The organism is Acidithrix ferrooxidans (genome assembly GCF_000949295.1).
Lineage (GTDB): Bacteria > Actinomycetota > Acidimicrobiia > Acidimicrobiales > Acidimicrobiaceae > Acidithrix > Acidithrix ferrooxidans.
Map to the genome: position 1 here is coordinate 1 of NZ_JXYS01000004.1, position 16,855 is coordinate 16,855.

A 16,855-nucleotide genomic window follows, 5' to 3' on the forward strand; every position below is an offset into this window, starting at 1 on the left:
CCCCCCTGATGCTGCACTGGTACTATGTATTGACGAAAAGACACAGATCCAGGCGTTGGATAGAACCCAGCCACTGCTTCCCATGAGACCTTTTGTTCCAGAGCGGCAAACACATGACTACAAACGCAACGGCACAACAAATCTCTTTGCAGCACTTGATGTTGCCTCTGGCAAGGTGATCACCAACACCACAAAGGCTCATCGGGCGATCGAGTTCATAGCCTTTTTGGATCAGGTGAAAAAAGAAGTTCCAAAAGAACTCGAAGTCCACGTCATCCTGGACAATTATGCAACGCATAAAACCGATGCTGTACGGGCCTGGCTCATAAAAAACCCCAGATTCCACTTCCATTTTACACCCACCTACTCCTCGTGGATGAACCTGGTTGAGAGATGGTTCTCGGAACTGACTACCAAAATGCTCCACACATCCACCCATAAGTCACAAAAGCAACTCGTTGCTTCGATCAACACCTGGGCAGAGCGCTGGAACCAAGACCCAACACCATTTAGGTGGGTAAAGACAGCTGACGAGATATTCGCATCGATGGCAAAGTATCTGGGGAACTAGAACTCAGGGAACTTATGAGAGGGGATACTAGTGGGTGATACCCCCTTAGGTTGGTATAACCAAAGTAAGCTCCTTCTTTTTTGTTTCCATATACCTGACATACTGTGGAATCAACATCAATGGTAAGCGGCTCATCACCTCGACCTGCTCCAGCGAGCCAGGCTCGTTTTAGCAACAAAGCTGCAACTCATTCAACATCTGCGATGTCACTGGTCTCAAAACTACGCAAGAAGACACCAAACCTAGAAGGTGCTGGCATTATCTGACCAAGAATCACTTGTGCATTTGGGCTTTCAAGGATTGCAGTGTCATCAATGCAATCACCACCGGCCAAGATAGATGCGACGATAGCCATAGCTTTTCTGCCAACATTTGCTCGTCCAGGACGATCCTCTAGGTCAATGTGTAAATCAAAGAGATCCCTAAGGCCAAGTCTCTCAGCAAGGGTGATAGGGAGTATTAATCCACTGTTGGAAACTGCGTTCGAATCGTCAAAGGTGACTATCAAACACTCTAAAGCACTAGCAGATGCTCGCATCTAAAAGGTGCTCCTTGAACTGGTTGTTTTTTGACTATTACAACCTAAAGTTTACCAGTTCAGAGCACCTTTTCTATGCCAAAATCAAAGTCGATCGGCTAAATTTTCGGTGGATCCAGGGTTAGGTTCATGGTGGGAGTCGCCAACTCTACGAGGAGTGCCAAGGGATGCAAAAGCTATATCCCGAGTCAGCTCGAAAGGTCAAAAAGAAAAAGGCAATCTTTGGATCGACCTCTTGGTGCTTATTAATTCGAAGAGAACGCCAGATAAACTCATGGCTCAGCTGACTTTTTAAAAATTGACGCTTGATTCACTGAAGTGAAATATATTATCTCTCCAGCAAGTATCAAAGATAAACCAACTAGTCGAACTCGATTAAAAAGCAGTTTAACTGCTTCATTTCATTCAAGTCAGAGATATCGTCAACACCTCTTTTATGTAACCCTTCAATCAACGAAATCAGCTCCAAGGTCAGTCTGACTCGTATCAGATTGGCGAGCCTGGTACCTAGGCGCAATAATTTTCCAAACCTCAGCAGAAACGACTTGAATCATCGCAGCTACTGGAATTCCAATTAGAGCGCCAAGAAATCCGGCAAGATCCGCGCCGACCAAGACCGAGATGAGAACCCAAAGTGGATTCAGCTTCACCGCCTTAGCCATAATTATCGGATTGAGAATATGATTTTCCACCTGCTGATACGCGATAAAGACGACCAAGGATACTAAACCAGCTATCGGTGAATGCAAAAAGGCAATGGCTACTGTTGGCACGCCAGCAAGCAGCCCACCTACTAACGGTAGAAGATCCACGACTGCCACCCAAAGGGCTAAAAGCAAGACGAAAGGCACTCCGAGAAGCCACAGAGTAACTCCGACGATAATTCCTGCAATTGTCGAAGTTGCAACATTTCCAAAGACATAACCGGCAACCGCACGCTCACTCGCCTCGATCGTTCGGATAACTGTAGTGGATGTATTTTTACTCAAGAGTCCAAGAACCCCACGAATTATCACGGGACCTTCGAGCATGATAAAGACCGCCAATAGCGCAATCGTAATAAAACCTGTTATTCCTGAAAGCACAGTTCGAGTTGCAGATATCACTGGTCCAGTGAAATTGGTCAGAGCAGATGTAATCCTAGATGTGTTTTGAGCCACCCAGGATTCAATATGCAGTTGCTTGATTAGCAAGCCAAATTGACCCTGACCATTTTGAGCTTGAGACACTAAGGTTGGCAGCTCGTGGACAAAGGTAACTCCCGCCTGATAGAGAGGCTTCGTAAAGATATATAGAAGCCCAGATATCGCGGTCAGGCCTATAAAGACTACAAAAACTACCGCGATCGAGCGGCGCATGCGCAACTTTGACAGTCCACGAACTATTGGCTCTAGGACAATCGCTAGGATGCCAGATATTAGAAAATCCAATAACAGTCCTCGCAGCACAATTGCTAGATAGATGCCTAGTCCGGTCAAAACAACGATCAGATCAATCAATAGGATCCGCCGCATAAATTCAGCGCGAGAAGAACGTATCTCGAATTCCATGAAAACCTTAACCTTCATTTTGATAGATACTTATTAAGCTAAAAGCAACGCATTCGTTAAACTATGTCAACTTCTCTCCAATGAGAATCTAGCCATACGAATTCACGAGGGCGCCAAACTATAGCAAACGGAGCAGACAATCGGCGATTTCAAAGACAATGATCCAATTGATCACTCCTCCATGGCCAAAAAATGGAGGTCTCGTCTTCGCCTGCGTCGTTTTGCCATCAAGGGCATCAAAGGGGCGCTGCTACTGCTTGTTCTTGAATACCTCGTCCTACCCCAGCTAGCCGGGGCGAGAAAGTCTCTCAGCGTACTTGTTAACGTGAATGTAGCGTGGATAGGAGCCGGTCTCGGTCTCGAAATCGCAGCGCTAATCGCATACGCGAAGCTGACACAATCGGTATTGCCCACCAAGGTGCTCTCCCTTGGCAAGATCTTTAGAATAGACCTGGCATCCTTGGCAGTTTCACACGTGATACCTGCGGGAACCGCTGGAGGCACCGGAGTATCCATGAAACTCTTTACTGGCGGTGGCATACGAGCAACTGACGCCGGTTTCGCAATTGCAGTCCAAGGAATCGGTTCCGCGGTAGTTCTAAACCTAATCCTTTGGGTAGCTCTTATCATCTCAATTCCAATGAGAGGGTTCGACGCAATCTACGGAATCGCCGCCGGAATCGGCGCCGTTGTCTTCACCGTATTTTTCCTACTCCTGATTTTATTTACTCGAGGAGAGACAAAAGTTGAAAGATTGATCGATTGGGTTTCACGACGTATCTCATTCCTGTCCAAGGAAAAAGTAATGCCGATCCTACAGAGAATCGCCACTCGAATTCGCGATCTAGAATCCGATCCAGATCTCCTAAAGCGTGCAATAGTATTCGCGCTATTGAACTGGCTCCTAGACGCAGCATCGCTTTGGGTATTCATGGCTGCCTTTGGATATTACGTCAATCCAGACTCACTATTGGTCTCTTATGGATTAGCTAATGTTCTAGCAGCCATCCCAATTACCCCAGGAGGGTTGGGCGTTATTGAGGGTGTCCTCACCTCGACACTGGTGGGGTTTGGCTCGCCTCGCGCTATTGCAATCCTTGGGGTAATTGGATATCGATTAATCAACTTCTGGCTGCCGATTCCCGTTGGAGGCCTCCTCTATATCGGCGCAAATCGAAAGAACGGACCTACCACTGGAACATTACCAACGGTAATAAACAATGAACTACCCAGCGCAGAATCCAATGATGAACTTGAGGCTCGTTCCACTTCGATAAGTTCAAAGAAATTCATCGAAGCAATCACCAGGTCACATCTATTCCGCTACCGCAAGATAACGAAAGCTACCGATTGATCAACTTTTACACAAGGAAGCGGTTACAGGTTTAGAGAAATCGTCCATCTAAACACTACTATTTGGGTTTTGTTTTGGGCTAATCTCTTGGCCCAATCTCTAGAGCGCGAGCTAGAACTTTCACTAAAAAATTAAGCGGTTCGTAATCTTCCTTCGTCCGCTCGTAGCCGCTAACAAACTTTCCGACACATCTCTCCAGTCTCTGAACTGTACACCTCTGGACCATGCAGCTCTATAACGCTTTTCACCTGCTGGCGGGGTGTGTCTGAAAAACTCAATCGTTGAAACAGACAATAGGGTACCAAATTTAAACACACGACCATCCAAAGTCAAGACTCACCATGACCAGGGAGTACATGAGTGTCCTTATTCACAATGTAGCCATGCTGGCCATCGAGTCAACTTTCGATCATCTCTTCATTGAAGATGTCAAGCAAAGCGCCGACCTCTTTCGTAGCTTCATTGGGGTGGCGAAAATGCATTGATGCATTAACTTTGTAGTAGTTACGTCTACCAACTCTTGTCACCTCGACATAGCCATCCTCTACCAGGTCTGCGAGAATCATCTGAGTCGCTCTTTCGGTAATTCCAACCGCCTTCGCAATGTCTTTCATCAACGCATCCGAACGCGAATCAACTGCCAAAAAGACATGACCATGATTCGTCAGAAAGGTCCATTTTCGTCCAACTTTGTCCACTTGCTCACTCCTTGATGGATGTCATAATGACCGACTCCGACTAAACATTATTCCGGAATCAAAAATATTCCAAAGCCTGATGGAGCCAATTAATTTCCAAACGAAGTGGAGATTTTCCCAAAGGCGAAATCGGGTATAAAAAGTCATCGAAATAAACACTTCGCAAAGCAAACTTGTGATAAAGCTCACCAGGGCATCGCCTAAAACTTCCAATCCATGGAGAGCAATCCGTCAAAATGGGACAATAATAATTGAGACTCATTCAAACCGACCAATTAGCCAAGCAGGAAAAAGAAGGTTACTAACAGCGCTAAGGGCATGTTCTTGATCGTTTCTCTGTTGCCACGATATTTTGCGGCCACCAACAAACCCGAGATTGAGCTACCACCACAGCACCGAGTCTCAAAGAGATGACGCTTATCGTCGGCTATTCGCCACCTAGAGCGCAGGTGTAAAATGCATAGGTAGATGAGTGAGTGAGTGAATGAATGAAACCGCCGAAAAGGCAATTCAACTGATGGCAGCGAAATTCACATCATGGCAACCAATGTTTCCACAAGCCCGTTGTATATCATTTGGTTTCTCGGGCCAGAGCACCCAAAGTGGCAAATCGCAAGAACCAAATTGAACGAACCTAGCCTAAAACTGCCTACCTCGATTAAAAATTGGAATTGGCATTACCAATGAGATCCATAAAATCCCTTCTACCACCCGAATGAGGCGGCCATCACCATAAACACTCTAATAAAAGCAAGCAACACTAGTCGACCGAGTTGATAGATGGGAGTCGTTCTTGAATTAGTTAGCCATGATGGCCAAAAGGATCGGGGCACCCAAGGCAAACAAAATTCTCATCGATCTTGTCCACTCGGGAGAAGGTTCGCAACTAATTTTGAAATAGAATAAACCTTTTAAAAAATATCGCCTAAGTTGTCTCAGTAATGAGCGAACCAAGTTTCCTAAAGATCAACCAAATAGCGCCCACAGAGAACACCGGTGTAATTGTTGCCGCCCTCGATATGGGGTCTAACTCATTTCACCTAGTTGTGGCACGAGGTCATGGTCACAATAACTTTGAAGTTCTACTCAAAGAAAAGGTCATGATGCGCCTCGGTGATGAAGTCGCGCAAAACAAAGTGATATCGAACGAATCGGCAAAGTTAATCAAAGAGACGGTTGCTACTATGGCAAGCCTCGCCAGCGGTGTAGGCGCGAGCGAGATGGTCGCTTTGGCTACCGCAGCATTCCGAGACGCTAGAAATGCGGGTATCATCGTTGACGACTTAGAGGAGACCCTTGGCATTAAAGTCTCGGTAATCTCTGGACAAAAAGAGGCGGAATTAATCTGGAATGCGCTCACTCATGGGGTTGACTTCAATGGCGAAATGGTCATCGGCGCCGATCTCGGAGGTGGGAGCATGGAAATCACTGCGGGAACTCAAGATGCACTCGCCTATGCCAAAAGTTTCGCGGTAGGTGTAGGTCGCTTGACCACCCAATTTTCTAGCTCCAAAGCACCATCTGGCATAGATTCAAAATCTCTTCGGAGCCATCTTGAGGCAACCCTAGCCAATGAGCTACTTACCGTAAAATCAGAAATCGTCCCAACGACTCTTATTCTTTCTTCTGGAAGCTTCCTCAATATTGCCCGAATGGCCCTCCTTCGTACATCTCGGGCACAGTGGGAAAACACTTCAATAAATCAAGCCGAAATCGCTATATCACAGCTAAGATCGATCTGCTCGGACCTTACAAAGCTCGATCAAAAGTCTCGAAGCAAACTCTATGGCATCGACGAAAAGCGAATTGATCTACTTCCAGCCGGGGCAGAGGTCTTGGGACTCCTCTTAGACACACTGAAACCCGCTCGAGTTATCACATCTGAATGGGCACTTAGAGAAGGGATCATCCTACGAGAACTCTCTCAAAGAAGCGAAACAGAGTTCGAGGGATCACCTGAGTCGATCAAGCTTGCGTCGCTTACATCTGTGGCCGCCAGATATGGCTGGAACGAAGGCCATTCACGCCAAGTCGCAAACCTAGGTTTAGAGATCTTCGACCAGACTAAGGGCCTTCACAACCTCGGGGATTCAGATAGAGAACTTCTCTACCTAGCAGCCCTGGTTCATGATATCGGAGAATACATCTCAGTCGAGGGCCATGATCGCCACGGTGCCTACCTGTTGGAAAACTCACGACTTCCAGGTTTCAACAAAGATGAGCGAAATGAATTGCTCTCAATAGTCAGGTACCACAGACGTGGAACTCCAAAATCTGATTACGGGCCCTTTGGCGAACTCACCAAAGCCCGAGCAATCGTAGTAACAAAACTAGCTGCCATCTTACGTCTTGGTGATGCACTCGATCGCTCACATAGCCGCATCGTTGAAAAGTGCCGAATCGTGACCAATTCGACACAAGTCCTTCTTTTCGTTACATCACCGACAAAGATAGAACTTGAAGAATACGGGCTCAGGCGCAAACGTCAACTATTCGAAGACACATTTAATCGTGAAGTTCATCTAATTCAAGAGTAGCCATCTCCAAAGACAAGCAATAATCACTTAGTCGATGATCACTTGGTAGATCCAAATAACAACCTGAGCCTCCAGAAGTCTGATATGTTCCCGGGGCTATATTGATTCCCACCGCCCAGTCCCCATCACCAAAAGTAGTCAAAGGGGCACCAGTAGCTGCCAATGGACTCCAAGTACCACATCCCTGGGTCTGAAAACCAACGTCAGAAGCCAAAATAGTAACCACGCCGTGACCCGGTGGCGTTCCGTTCGCCAAAACACTAGAGAGCGATCCGCTCAAATCACTCGACCGCTCCCAATAACAACCTGAGCCTCCATAAGTCTGATAGCTTTCCGGGGAAATCTGCTTGCCGACGACCCAGGTGCCATCCGAAAAATTCGATCCCAACGATGCAGCTGCTGTCGTTTGAGACTGCGTCGCCGAAGTTGAAGCACCCAATGTACTGGAAGTAGTAGAAACAGGCGAATTTCTAGAACCAGTAGTAGTTAGTGGCTTATTCTTAGAAGCACTCACCTTAGATGAAGGAGTTGGTTTATTCTGATTGGTTGCAATAATGGCTAATTATGACCAACGCAGCGCCACCGATAGTCATCTTACGCTGGCGATTTTTTTAGGGCTGACATTAGAAATATCTAAATTCCAATCACTCGTAACCATGTATTAGAAAACCATTGTAACAAGTTGAATAGAGATATAAGCTCTTTTATAGATAGAGTTATCGATTCTTTTCTAAAAGTCTCAGTGCCATTATGAAACTTACTATTGAGCAGCAACCAAAGATATGAGTCCTGGAGTAGAATCAGAAAGATTTTGACTCCGAGGAGATACTCTGAAAGATTTACGCATTTTTATTCTTGCATTCCAAAATCAAGATATAAGCCCGCCTCGAACCCATTTAACTTCCAAGATGCCAAAACCAAAAGAATATCCCCGTTAAAAATGCTGTATGTCGTCTATTTCACAGGAGGATCAGCGTCAAACTTTGCCCCCTTGGAATCAGTCGGTTCTGAATTTTAAGGTACAAGCCACCCAGGCAATGACGACTAAATGTGCCTATTATGCGTCCCATAAAGTAGATTAACAAGATATTAAATCGTTAGGATATCATCGTAAGGTGATTGTTCAACACAAAGCTACCATTGCCATTGGTCCAGGGAATAGATCGAGCCAACTTTATTTTCACTTACACAATCGACACCAAGCAATCTAATCCGAATCAATAACGACCAGATAGATTCAAGACAAAATTACCTACAATCAAGAACAATAACCTTTCGATTTCAAGGCGTAGCGATAAACTCGCGCCTCTGGCTATGAAAAAATAAATCACTCAAAATTCTCGATTGTCTGTAATCCATCAGCTTTGGCAAAGCACGAGAATTCGGCCAATTTAGCCGCCAGCCAATCACCTAAAGCATTAAGTCCCCATCGTTAAACAATTAATAATTAAGGTACATCCCTATGGCCCAAAGGTTCCAGCGGCGCTCGTCGAAGTGCGATTCAATAGCGACATCCACCGCGCGGAGTCTTCATGGGCAATTCAAAAAACAGATCTAGAGTGCTTTAGTCTTGGCAGATCACCATTTTGTCGATAGAATCCCTTATGCCACAACGAAGCAAATCTCCAATTCTGATAGGCCTTATCATCCAGCGGTAAACCGGCTCTCCTGTCAATCATGAATCACATGGACATAACCTCTAGGCTGTGGAGAATTGACCCCAGCAACTTCAACCGATTCATCGAGAAGCTAACCTGTCAAAAAGTTATCTTTTACCCAAAACACAGGCCATCGTCGATCGCTCTTGCGTATTTTCTAGAAACGAGACAATAAAATTTCCAATAATCCATCGATCGAATTGGCTCAGAGCAACTTCCATCATTCCAATCACTACCTCGACACAGCAACTGTTGGATTGCCTCCGAGGACCACGACAAAAGCTATAGCCGAGACCCTAAAACTATGGGAAGAGGGGAACTTAGACATCCTTGCCTTTGACCAAGCCATAGAAGCGGCTACGAGAGATTTCGCATCGCTAGTAAAAACGTCACACAAAAACATTGGAATCATCTCTCAGGTGTCAACAGCAAGTGCACAAGTAGCGGCCTCGGTTAGCCCTGGTGGAACTGTTCTGCTCGCGATGGAAGACTTTACCTCTGTCCTTTTCCCTTTTATGACACGGGCCTCAATGGGCCAAATAAACCTCAGGATTGTTCCGCTTGTAAAGTTCATTGACTCAATCGATGACTCCATCGAACTCGCAGCCGTTAGCGCAGTTCAATCTAGCAGCGGTAAGGTAATAGACCTCACCGCACTCTCTGAGAGATGCAAGCTACATGGTGTGAGATCGTATTTAGACGCTACTCAGGCGATCACTTGGCTAGACATCAACTCAGAGCTTTTCGATGTCATCGCTGTGGGGGCCTACAAATGGTTATGTTCTCCTCGTGGAACAGGATTCATCTGCGTACAAGAAGAAGCCAGGAATTGGCTACAACCAATATTTTCAAATTGGTATGCGGGAGAAAATCCATGGACGTCCATCTACGGTCCACCACTTAGATTAGCTAGCGATACAAGACGCTATCAACTCTCGCCCGACTGGTTCGGTTGGGTCGGCGCGCAACATTCAATGGATTTAATCTCCAAGATCGGCGTAGCTGCAATTAAAAATCACAATCTGGAGCTTTCAAATGCATTCACAAATGAGTACGGTCTTGGCCCGACAGACTCCGCGATCGTCTCGATACCAGTTGAGTTGCAGCCACAACTCCTACACGAACGTAACTTGCGGACCTCGTATCGAAACAATAACCTCCGCCTATCCTTCCACTTCTACAACAATCTGAACGATGTTGAAGCAATGCTGCAACTACTTAGAGATTCAGCTAAATCACTCTAACAAAAACACTTCTAACAAGATAGGAGTGCCTTGGCACTAGGGATAGAACACAGATAGGAGTACCTGAACACAACAAAGACCCAGATCCGAACATAGCTCTTTGCTTGTCGCCGGATATGAATTACGCAATTGCACACTCCGAGGCATGTGGTTACCTTGCGATAGACCATATCCAATTAGAAAACTAGCCAGGCGTTTTCTCGCTCGACTTACAAAGATAAAAACAACGAGAATTCGCCCTCATGATAGAAGCCCAATCAAAAGCCACAGACTCTCGACCAACAGCGCTAAAGAGCTGGCACAAAAGCACCCAACTGCAACTTTATCAAGCCAAGGAGTGGGAACTTGATAAAAATTATTATGAATACATCTACAGAATCGATCCCGCAAGGGCGCTTAGCTACACGGAGATCAGCGATCTCGACCGAGTGGTCGAAACGAAAAAATAAAAAATCCTGTCTAGACAACTTTGAAAGTGATACACTAAATTAAAGTTGTCTAGACAGGATTTTCAAATATGATCGAAATTCACCCAGGGAATCTATCGCTCGCCCAATTGCGGAGGATAAACCTCTCACATGAAGAGATATCTCTCGATACAAGTGCACTACCAAAAATTGCTAAAGCCGCAGATGCAATAGGTACCATTGCTGCCAAAGGCGAGCCAGCATACGGAGTCAATACCGGCTTTGGACGATTAGCCACGACGCACATCGACTACGACCGTCTCGAACTTCTTCAAGAAAATTTAGTTCTCTCCCACGCAGTTGGAGTCGGATTGCCAATGGAAGATCCCGTAGTGCGACTTGTAATGGTCCTAAAGATTGCAAGTTTAGCTCGAGGCCATAGTGGAATTCGGTTCGAGGTGATCGACGCCCTGATCAAACTCTATAACGCCGGGGTAATGCCTATAATTCCATCTAAAGGTTCCGTAGGCGCCTCAGGAGATCTTGCCCCCCTCGCCCACATGGCGACGATCTTAATCGGCGTAGGCGAAGTGCGAATTGACGGAGTGCGCACTAGTGCCTTGGTGGGTCTTAATCGCGCAGGTCTAAAGCCACTAAAACTCGCTCCCAAAGAGGGACTAGCGCTCTTGAATGGCACGCAGGCATCCACCGCATTTGCTCTTCATGGTCTATTTTCCATCGAGACATTATTTGCAACCGCCACGGTCGCCGGTTCCTTAGCGGTCGACGCAGCCGCCGGATCGACAGTTCCATTTGATGATCGAATTCATCAGCTACGGGGCCACATCGGACAGATTGAAGTTGCTAAAAAATACCGCGAGCTTCTAAGCGGATCAGAGATCAACTTCTCCCACCAAGACTGCGCCAAAGTACAAGATCCATATAGCCTCCGCTGTCAGCCCCAAGTAATGGGAGCAATATTTGATCAAATTATCCATGCCTCCAAAATCATTGAAATTGAGGCAAACTCGGTTTCTGACAATCCACTCGTCTTTCCTGACACTCTGGAAGTCCTCTCTGGTGGAAACTTTCACGCCGAACCCATCGCCTTTGCTGCAGACAACTTGGCAATCGCCGCCTCGGAGATCGGCGCTCTCGCGGAACGGAGGATTGCACTTCTAATTGACTCATCTCTCTCAGGGCTGCCACCCTTTTTGGTACGCGAAGGTGGCGTTAACTCTGGATTCATGATTGCCCATGTAACCGCAGCCTCCCTAGCGTCAGAGAACAAGTCACTAGCCCATCCAGCATCTGTCGATTCCCTTCCCACCTCAGCAAATCAGGAAGACCACGTCTCGATGGCAACCTTTGCCGCTCGGCGCTTGAGTGAGATAGCAAACAATGTGGCTGTTATCCTTGGAATTGAGATCTTGGTTGCAACCCAGGGGATCGACCTGCGGGCTCCACATAAGACCAGTAACGCTCTGGCCAAAGTGACTGAAATAGTTCGGCGAAAAGTGGCACATTACGAAATTGACCACTATTTAGCACCCGATATTGATGTAGCCAGACAGATGGTTGAAGAGGGTGTCATAGCAAACAGCTATCCCGGATGGACCACTACTTCCGGGCTGGATCTGCCTTGATCAACGAAGCGGGATATAGCTACGAAAAGATCAAAGCTTATCTCTTGAGCGAGATCGAAGGTGGTCGACTCGTCACTGGAAGCAAGATACCTTCAGAAAATGAACTAGCAAGGCAGTTCGGGGTAGTTCGAATGACGGTAAATCGTGCAATTACAGAACTGGTCGGAGAGGGGATAATCTATCGAATCAAAGGCTCTGGGACATATGTCAGCGATGGCAGATTCGACACGACTCTAATCGAGATCGCGCCGATCTCAGAGACCGTATCTAAACGAGGGGCTAGCCATAGCGCCAAAGTTCAAACGGTGCGGCCCTTCCCTGCCTCGAAAGTTCTGGCTCGTGACTTCAACTTGGAGGAGGGAGCTCCTTTGTTTACCTCTGAAATCCTCCACTTTAGCGATTCCCGCCCAATTCAATATGAAGTGCGATATGTCAACCCTCAGGTTGCGCCTGATTATCTACTCCAAGACTTCGAAAGGATCACACCTACTGAATATCTAATAGCCGTCGCGCCTATCCAGCGAGTCGAATATGTAATAACAGCAATAGTGCCAACTCTCCACATAGCTAACGTTCTCGAGCTGGTGCCACATGAACCAGTCCTAATGCTTCGAAGAAGAACGTTCGCCTTTGGCAAAGTTGCATCACTGGCCGAATTACACCACCCAAGCAGCCGCTTTGAATTCAGCGGCGTTATTTGATCGACAAAAAGACAATAACACAGCTAATTTAAATCAAACAGCGTCAACCAATAGGAGGACCAGCCATGTCAAACAACAATCCACTTCATCCAACAACCGACCGCTTTGACCCAAATCGACGAATCAAGGCACCCACCGGCAACAAGTTGACCTGTAAAAACTGGTTAAGTGAGGCCGCCTACCGAATGATTCAAAACAACCTAGATGACCAAGTGGCTGAACATCCCCAAGAGCTGATCGTCTATGGAGGGATCGGTCGAGCAGCTAGGAACTGGCAATGTTACGATGAAATACTCGAACGACTAGTGGATCTAGAAGAAGATGAAACCCTGCTCGTACAGAGTGGAAAACCTGTAGCTGTCTTCAAAACACATGCCGACTCCCCGCGAGTTTTGATTGCCAACTCAAATCTTGTCGGCCATTGGGCAACTTGGGAGCACTTTTCAGAACTCGACAAGCGCGGATTGATGATGTATGGGCAGATGACGGCTGGAAGCTGGATCTACATAGGCAGCCAAGGAATTGTTCAAGGAACTTACGAGACCTTCTTTGCCATTGCAAATCAACACTTCTTGGGAGACGCCTCCGGTCGCTGGGTCCTTACCGCTGGTTTAGGCGGGATGGGCGGCGCACAGCCATTGGCGGCGACGATGGCTGGCTTCTGCATGATTGCTGTTGAATGCGATGAATCACGCATAGATATGAGAATTGCAAGTAGATACCTCGATAAAAAAGCGATGGGGATCGACGAAGCAATTGAGATGCTAAATAGCGCGATAGCAGCTAAAGAGGTGATCTCCATTGGCCTAGTAGGAAACGCAGCCTCGATCTATAACGAACTTTACGATAGAGGTATCCTGCCTGATGTGGTAACCGACCAGACCAGCGCCCATGACCCAGTAAATGGCTATCTGCCAATGGGATGGACCCTTTCGCAGTGGCGTGAGGGCGCAAAGCAGGAGCCCGAGCGAGTCAGAGATGCAGCTGTAGCCTCTATGGCTCATCAGGTCTCGGCAATGCTAAAGTTCATGGATGCCGGGGTAGCAGCGGTGGATTATGGAAATAACATAAGACAGATGGCTCTAGAATATGGAGTAAAGCGAGCCTTTGACTTTCCTGGTTTTGTCCCAGCGTATATACGGCCCCTCTTTTGCGAAGGTTACGGTCCTTTCCGCTGGGTAGCGCTCTCGGGCGATCCCAATGACATCTATAAGACAGACCAAAAGGTAAAGGAGCTCATTCCAAACGATCGCCACCTCCACCACTGGCTCGATATGGCTCGTGAAAAGATCGCCTTCCAAGGGCTACCGGCAAGAATCTGCTGGGTCGGGGTCGAAGATCGATACCGTCTTGGCATGGCCTTCAACGAAATGGTCACATCAGGCGAGCTTTCTGCGCCAATTGTAATTGGCAGGGACCACCTAGATACAGGTTCTGTTGCTAGCCCAAACCGCGAAACCGAGGCGATGGCTGATGGAAGTGATGCGGTTGCAGACTGGCCACTTCTCAATGCGATGTCCGCCGTCGCTGGGGGCGCCACTTGGGTCTCAATGCATCACGGAGGAGGCGTGGGAATAGGTTTCTCTCAACATTCCGGCGTCGTGATTGTAGCAGACGGAACAGATGCTGCAAAGAGACGAATCGAAAGAGTTCTCTTCAACGACCCCGCAATCGGAGTCGTCCGCCATGCAGATGCAGGATACGAATCTGCAATTCAAAGCGCAAAGAAAAACAATATTCGACTGCCAATGATCGATCGTGCCTCCAAAAGCGGTTCAAGGTGATGACTCCAGCCAAAGTTCTAAGGAATGCCACCGTCGTGAACACCTCGGTAGAGGGTGGCTATGACTTTGAGAGAAATGTCACCCTGATCCTAAAAGATGGAGAAATCAAGGCGATCGTTGACGATCAAGGCCTCATCGAAGCACTCTCAGACTCTCCAATTGAGGCTGAGATTGATTGCCAAGGTCGCATCGTAACACCGGGATTGATCGACTGCCATAGCCATCTAATCTATGGCGGTAATCGAATTGACGAATTTAATGCCCGCATGGCTGGAGCCACCTACGCCGAGATCGCACTCGGCGGTGGTGGAATCAAACAAACAGTAGAGATGACCCGGTCAGCCTCTTTTGACGACCTTTACGAAGGTGCCAAGGCTCGGATGAAGACAATGGCCTCCTATGGCCTTACAACGCTAGAGATAAAATCGGGCTATGGCCTTGAATTTGAAACCGAGAAAAAGATGCTATCTGTCGCAAGAAAATTAGATGGATATCTTGGAATTACGATAACCTCGACATACCTTGGCGCCCACAGCATTCCAAAGGAGTTCGAAGGAGATGCTGGCGGATACTTAGACCAGATCCTAAACCACGATCTACCGGAGATGATAGCCCTTGGTCTCTGTGACGCTGTTGATATCTTTTGCGAATCAATTGCATTCGACACCCTGGCGACAAAGCAACTTCTAGGTGCTGCAAAGTCGCTAGGTGTTGGAGTGAAAGCCCACGTGGAACAACTCACATCGACAGATGGCACAGCCGTCGTCGTCGACTTGGGGGGATTAAGCGTCGATCACTTGGAGTATATCTCGGATGAATCAATTGCGAAACTCGCTAACTCAAAGACCGTAGCAGTGGTTCTTCCAGGCGCCTACTACTTTCTGAGAGAAAAAAAGGCCCCTCCTGTTGACAAATTGATCAAAAACAAGATTCCAATTGCCATAGCAACCGATCATAACCCCGGAACATCCCCACTCTACTCACTTTTATTGGCCATGAATATGAGTGCTGTCCTTTTTGGACTCACCCCCTCATATGCATTGCGATCTACGACCAAAAATGCAGCAATGGCCTTGGGCTTTAGGGACCGAGGTGAGATCGCTCCAGGTTTGCGAGGAGACCTAGCCATATGGGATCTCGAAGATCCAAACGAACTCACTTACCAAATCGGCGGCTCACCTTTATGGGGAAGAGTTGCCAACGGAGAGATCTATGTTTAGCATCGCTTCTAACCCTCCCCTTTCAGGCCGAGATGACCTCATCGAATCACCGATCGCTCTGCGTGCCCACCAAGTGATAACCGCTTGTTCAATCAAGGAGATGAAACCATCTTCAGTGGCACTAGTCGGCTTCGCATGCGACAAAGGGGTAGAGGCCAACCATGGACGAATAGGTGCAAGAAACGGACCATTTGCCATTCGCGAACAGCTTGGCAACTTAGCCTGGCATAGCAACCGGTCTTGTTACTACCTAGGTGACGTTATCACCAAGGACGAATCCCTCGAAGAGCTTCAGATCCAACTAGCCGACAAGGTATGCGAACTACTGGGCCACGATATTATCCCTATCGTTCTAGGTGGTGGTCATGAGGTCGCTCGTGGATCACATCTCGGCGTCATAAAAGCAAATCAATCAGACACCACTTTGACCAACTTAGCAATTGTGAACTTCGATGCCCATTTCGACCTTCGAAAGTCCAAGGTGGCCTCATCCGGTACGCCATTTTCTCAGATAGAACAAGATCGAAGGGGTCAAAACCTCGACTTTAGCTACTTTGTCCTCGGAGTCTCAGAACCTTCAAATACCCAAGCCCTCTTTGAGAGAGCTGCCGAACTAAACTGCTCGTACATTTTAGATTTCGACTTCGATTCAATAACCAACCACCAATTCATAGAGATGGTCGAGCCTTTCGACGCAATTCATCTATCTATTGATTTAGACGTCCTACAAGCATCAGTAATGCCCGCAGTCTCAGCCCCAGCAAGCTACGGTGTAACTCTTTTTAGTTTAGAACGACTTATCCGAGCCTTACTTGCCACCAAAAAAGTACGTCTCGTAGAATTGGCAGAGCTAAACCCTACGTATGATATCGACAATCACGGAGCCAAAATAGCATCGCGGTTAATTCATACGATAGTGCATAACCTACCGAATTGACGGTGGAGCC

At 47.2% G+C, this 16,855-nt stretch carries 13 protein-coding genes; 9 read left to right on the forward strand and 4 right to left on the reverse strand.

Features of this window, described 5'->3' with window-relative positions:
• The coding region (locus AXFE_RS01095; protein ID WP_152625782.1) for an IS630 family transposase at nucleotides 1–571 on the forward strand (571 nt) is incomplete at its 5' end.
• A 187-nt stretch (nucleotides 572–758) separates the two neighbouring features.
• On the opposite strand, the gene AXFE_RS01100 is transcribed toward AXFE_RS01095, so the two are convergent.
• A complete protein-coding gene (locus AXFE_RS01100) occupies nucleotides 759–1,109 on the reverse strand; it encodes a hypothetical protein (RefSeq protein WP_052604058.1) in 351 nt (116 codons plus the stop codon).
• 446 nt (nucleotides 1,110–1,555) lie between these two features.
• Nucleotides 1,556–2,677 (reverse strand): AI-2E family transporter, encoded by a 1,122-nt coding sequence (locus AXFE_RS01105; RefSeq protein WP_082058369.1) that lies wholly within the window; start codon nucleotides 2,675–2,677, stop codon nucleotides 1,556–1,558.
• A 163-nt stretch (nucleotides 2,678–2,840) separates the two neighbouring features.
• Here AXFE_RS01105 and AXFE_RS01110 point away from each other — a divergent pair, with 163 nt between their 5' ends.
• Nucleotides 2,841–4,013 carry a lysylphosphatidylglycerol synthase transmembrane domain-containing protein gene (locus AXFE_RS01110; RefSeq protein WP_052604060.1) on the forward strand — a complete coding sequence of 391 codons (1,173 nt, stop codon included), beginning with the start codon at nucleotides 2,841–2,843 and terminating at the stop codon, nucleotides 4,011–4,013.
• A 398-nt stretch (nucleotides 4,014–4,411) separates the two neighbouring features.
• On the opposite strand, the gene AXFE_RS01115 is transcribed toward AXFE_RS01110, so the two are convergent.
• Nucleotides 4,412–4,711 (reverse strand): helix-turn-helix transcriptional regulator, encoded by a 300-nt coding sequence (locus AXFE_RS01115; protein ID WP_052604061.1) that lies wholly within the window; start codon nucleotides 4,709–4,711, stop codon nucleotides 4,412–4,414.
• Between the two features lie 941 nt (nucleotides 4,712–5,652).
• Here AXFE_RS01115 and AXFE_RS01120 point away from each other — a divergent pair.
• Nucleotides 5,653–7,248: a Ppx/GppA phosphatase family protein gene (locus AXFE_RS01120; protein ID WP_052604062.1), complete on the forward strand. Its 1,596-nt coding sequence runs from the start codon at nucleotides 5,653–5,655 to the stop codon at nucleotides 7,246–7,248.
• Here AXFE_RS01120 and AXFE_RS01125 read toward each other — a convergent pair.
• Complete coding sequence (locus AXFE_RS01125; protein ID WP_152625784.1) at nucleotides 7,217–7,762, reverse strand: hypothetical protein; 546 nt, start codon at nucleotides 7,760–7,762, stop codon at nucleotides 7,217–7,219. The two genes, AXFE_RS01120 and AXFE_RS01125, sit on opposite strands and share 32 nt — an antisense overlap.
• Before the next feature lie 1,344 nt (nucleotides 7,763–9,106).
• On the opposite strand from AXFE_RS01125, the gene AXFE_RS01130 reads away from it, so the two are divergent.
• The 6 genes from AXFE_RS01130 to hutG all read left to right on the forward strand — a co-directional run bounded on the left by AXFE_RS01130 (nucleotide 9,107) and on the right by hutG (nucleotide 16,845).
• Nucleotides 9,107–10,150 (forward strand): aminotransferase class V-fold PLP-dependent enzyme, encoded by a 1,044-nt coding sequence (locus AXFE_RS01130; RefSeq protein ID WP_052604064.1) that lies wholly within the window; start codon nucleotides 9,107–9,109, stop codon nucleotides 10,148–10,150.
• A gap of 517 nt (nucleotides 10,151–10,667) precedes the next feature.
• Nucleotides 10,668–12,203 (forward strand): histidine ammonia-lyase, encoded by a 1,536-nt coding sequence (hutH, locus tag AXFE_RS01140; protein WP_052604066.1) that lies wholly within the window; start codon nucleotides 10,668–10,670, stop codon nucleotides 12,201–12,203.
• Complete coding sequence (locus AXFE_RS01145) at nucleotides 12,170–12,904, forward strand: UTRA domain-containing protein (RefSeq protein WP_082058371.1); 735 nt, start codon at nucleotides 12,170–12,172, stop codon at nucleotides 12,902–12,904. The genes hutH and AXFE_RS01145 overlap by 34 nt, the downstream gene beginning before the upstream one ends.
• A 65-nt stretch (nucleotides 12,905–12,969) precedes the next feature.
• Nucleotides 12,970–14,688 (forward strand): urocanate hydratase, encoded by a 1,719-nt coding sequence (gene hutU / locus AXFE_RS01150; protein WP_052604068.1) that lies wholly within the window; start codon nucleotides 12,970–12,972, stop codon nucleotides 14,686–14,688.
• Nucleotides 14,688–15,908, forward strand: a complete 1,221-nt coding sequence (gene hutI / locus AXFE_RS01155) for an imidazolonepropionase (protein WP_052604069.1) — start codon at nucleotides 14,688–14,690, stop codon at nucleotides 15,906–15,908. The genes hutU and hutI overlap by 1 nt, the downstream gene beginning before the upstream one ends.
• Complete coding sequence (hutG, locus tag AXFE_RS01160) at nucleotides 15,901–16,845, forward strand: formimidoylglutamase (RefSeq protein WP_052604070.1); 945 nt, start codon at nucleotides 15,901–15,903, stop codon at nucleotides 16,843–16,845. The genes hutI and hutG overlap by 8 nt, the downstream gene beginning before the upstream one ends.
• Nucleotides 16,846–16,855 lie beyond the last annotated feature (10 nt).

Excerpts from the sequence above, each read along its gene's own strand:
- AXFE_RS01100 (WP_052604058.1), bottom strand. The coding sequence starts at position 1,109 with ATGCGAGCATCTGCTAGTGCTTTAGAGTGTTTGATAGTCACCTTTGAC.
- AXFE_RS01105 (WP_082058369.1), bottom strand. The coding sequence starts at position 2,677 with ATGAAGGTTAAGGTTTTCATGGAATTCGAGATACGTTCTTCTCGCGCT.
- AXFE_RS01110 (WP_052604060.1), top strand. The coding sequence starts at position 2,841 with ATGGCCAAAAAATGGAGGTCTCGTCTTCGCCTGCGTCGTTTTGCCATC.
- AXFE_RS01120 (WP_052604062.1), top strand. The coding sequence starts at position 5,653 with ATGAGCGAACCAAGTTTCCTAAAGATCAACCAAATAGCGCCCACAGAG.
- hutH (WP_052604066.1), top strand. The coding sequence starts at position 10,668 with ATGATCGAAATTCACCCAGGGAATCTATCGCTCGCCCAATTGCGGAGG.
- AXFE_RS01145 (WP_082058371.1), top strand. The coding sequence starts at position 12,170 with ATGGACCACTACTTCCGGGCTGGATCTGCCTTGATCAACGAAGCGGGA.
- hutU (WP_052604068.1), top strand. The coding sequence starts at position 12,970 with ATGTCAAACAACAATCCACTTCATCCAACAACCGACCGCTTTGACCCA.
- hutI (WP_052604069.1), top strand. The coding sequence starts at position 14,688 with ATGACTCCAGCCAAAGTTCTAAGGAATGCCACCGTCGTGAACACCTCG.
- hutG (WP_052604070.1), top strand. The coding sequence starts at position 15,901 with ATGTTTAGCATCGCTTCTAACCCTCCCCTTTCAGGCCGAGATGACCTC.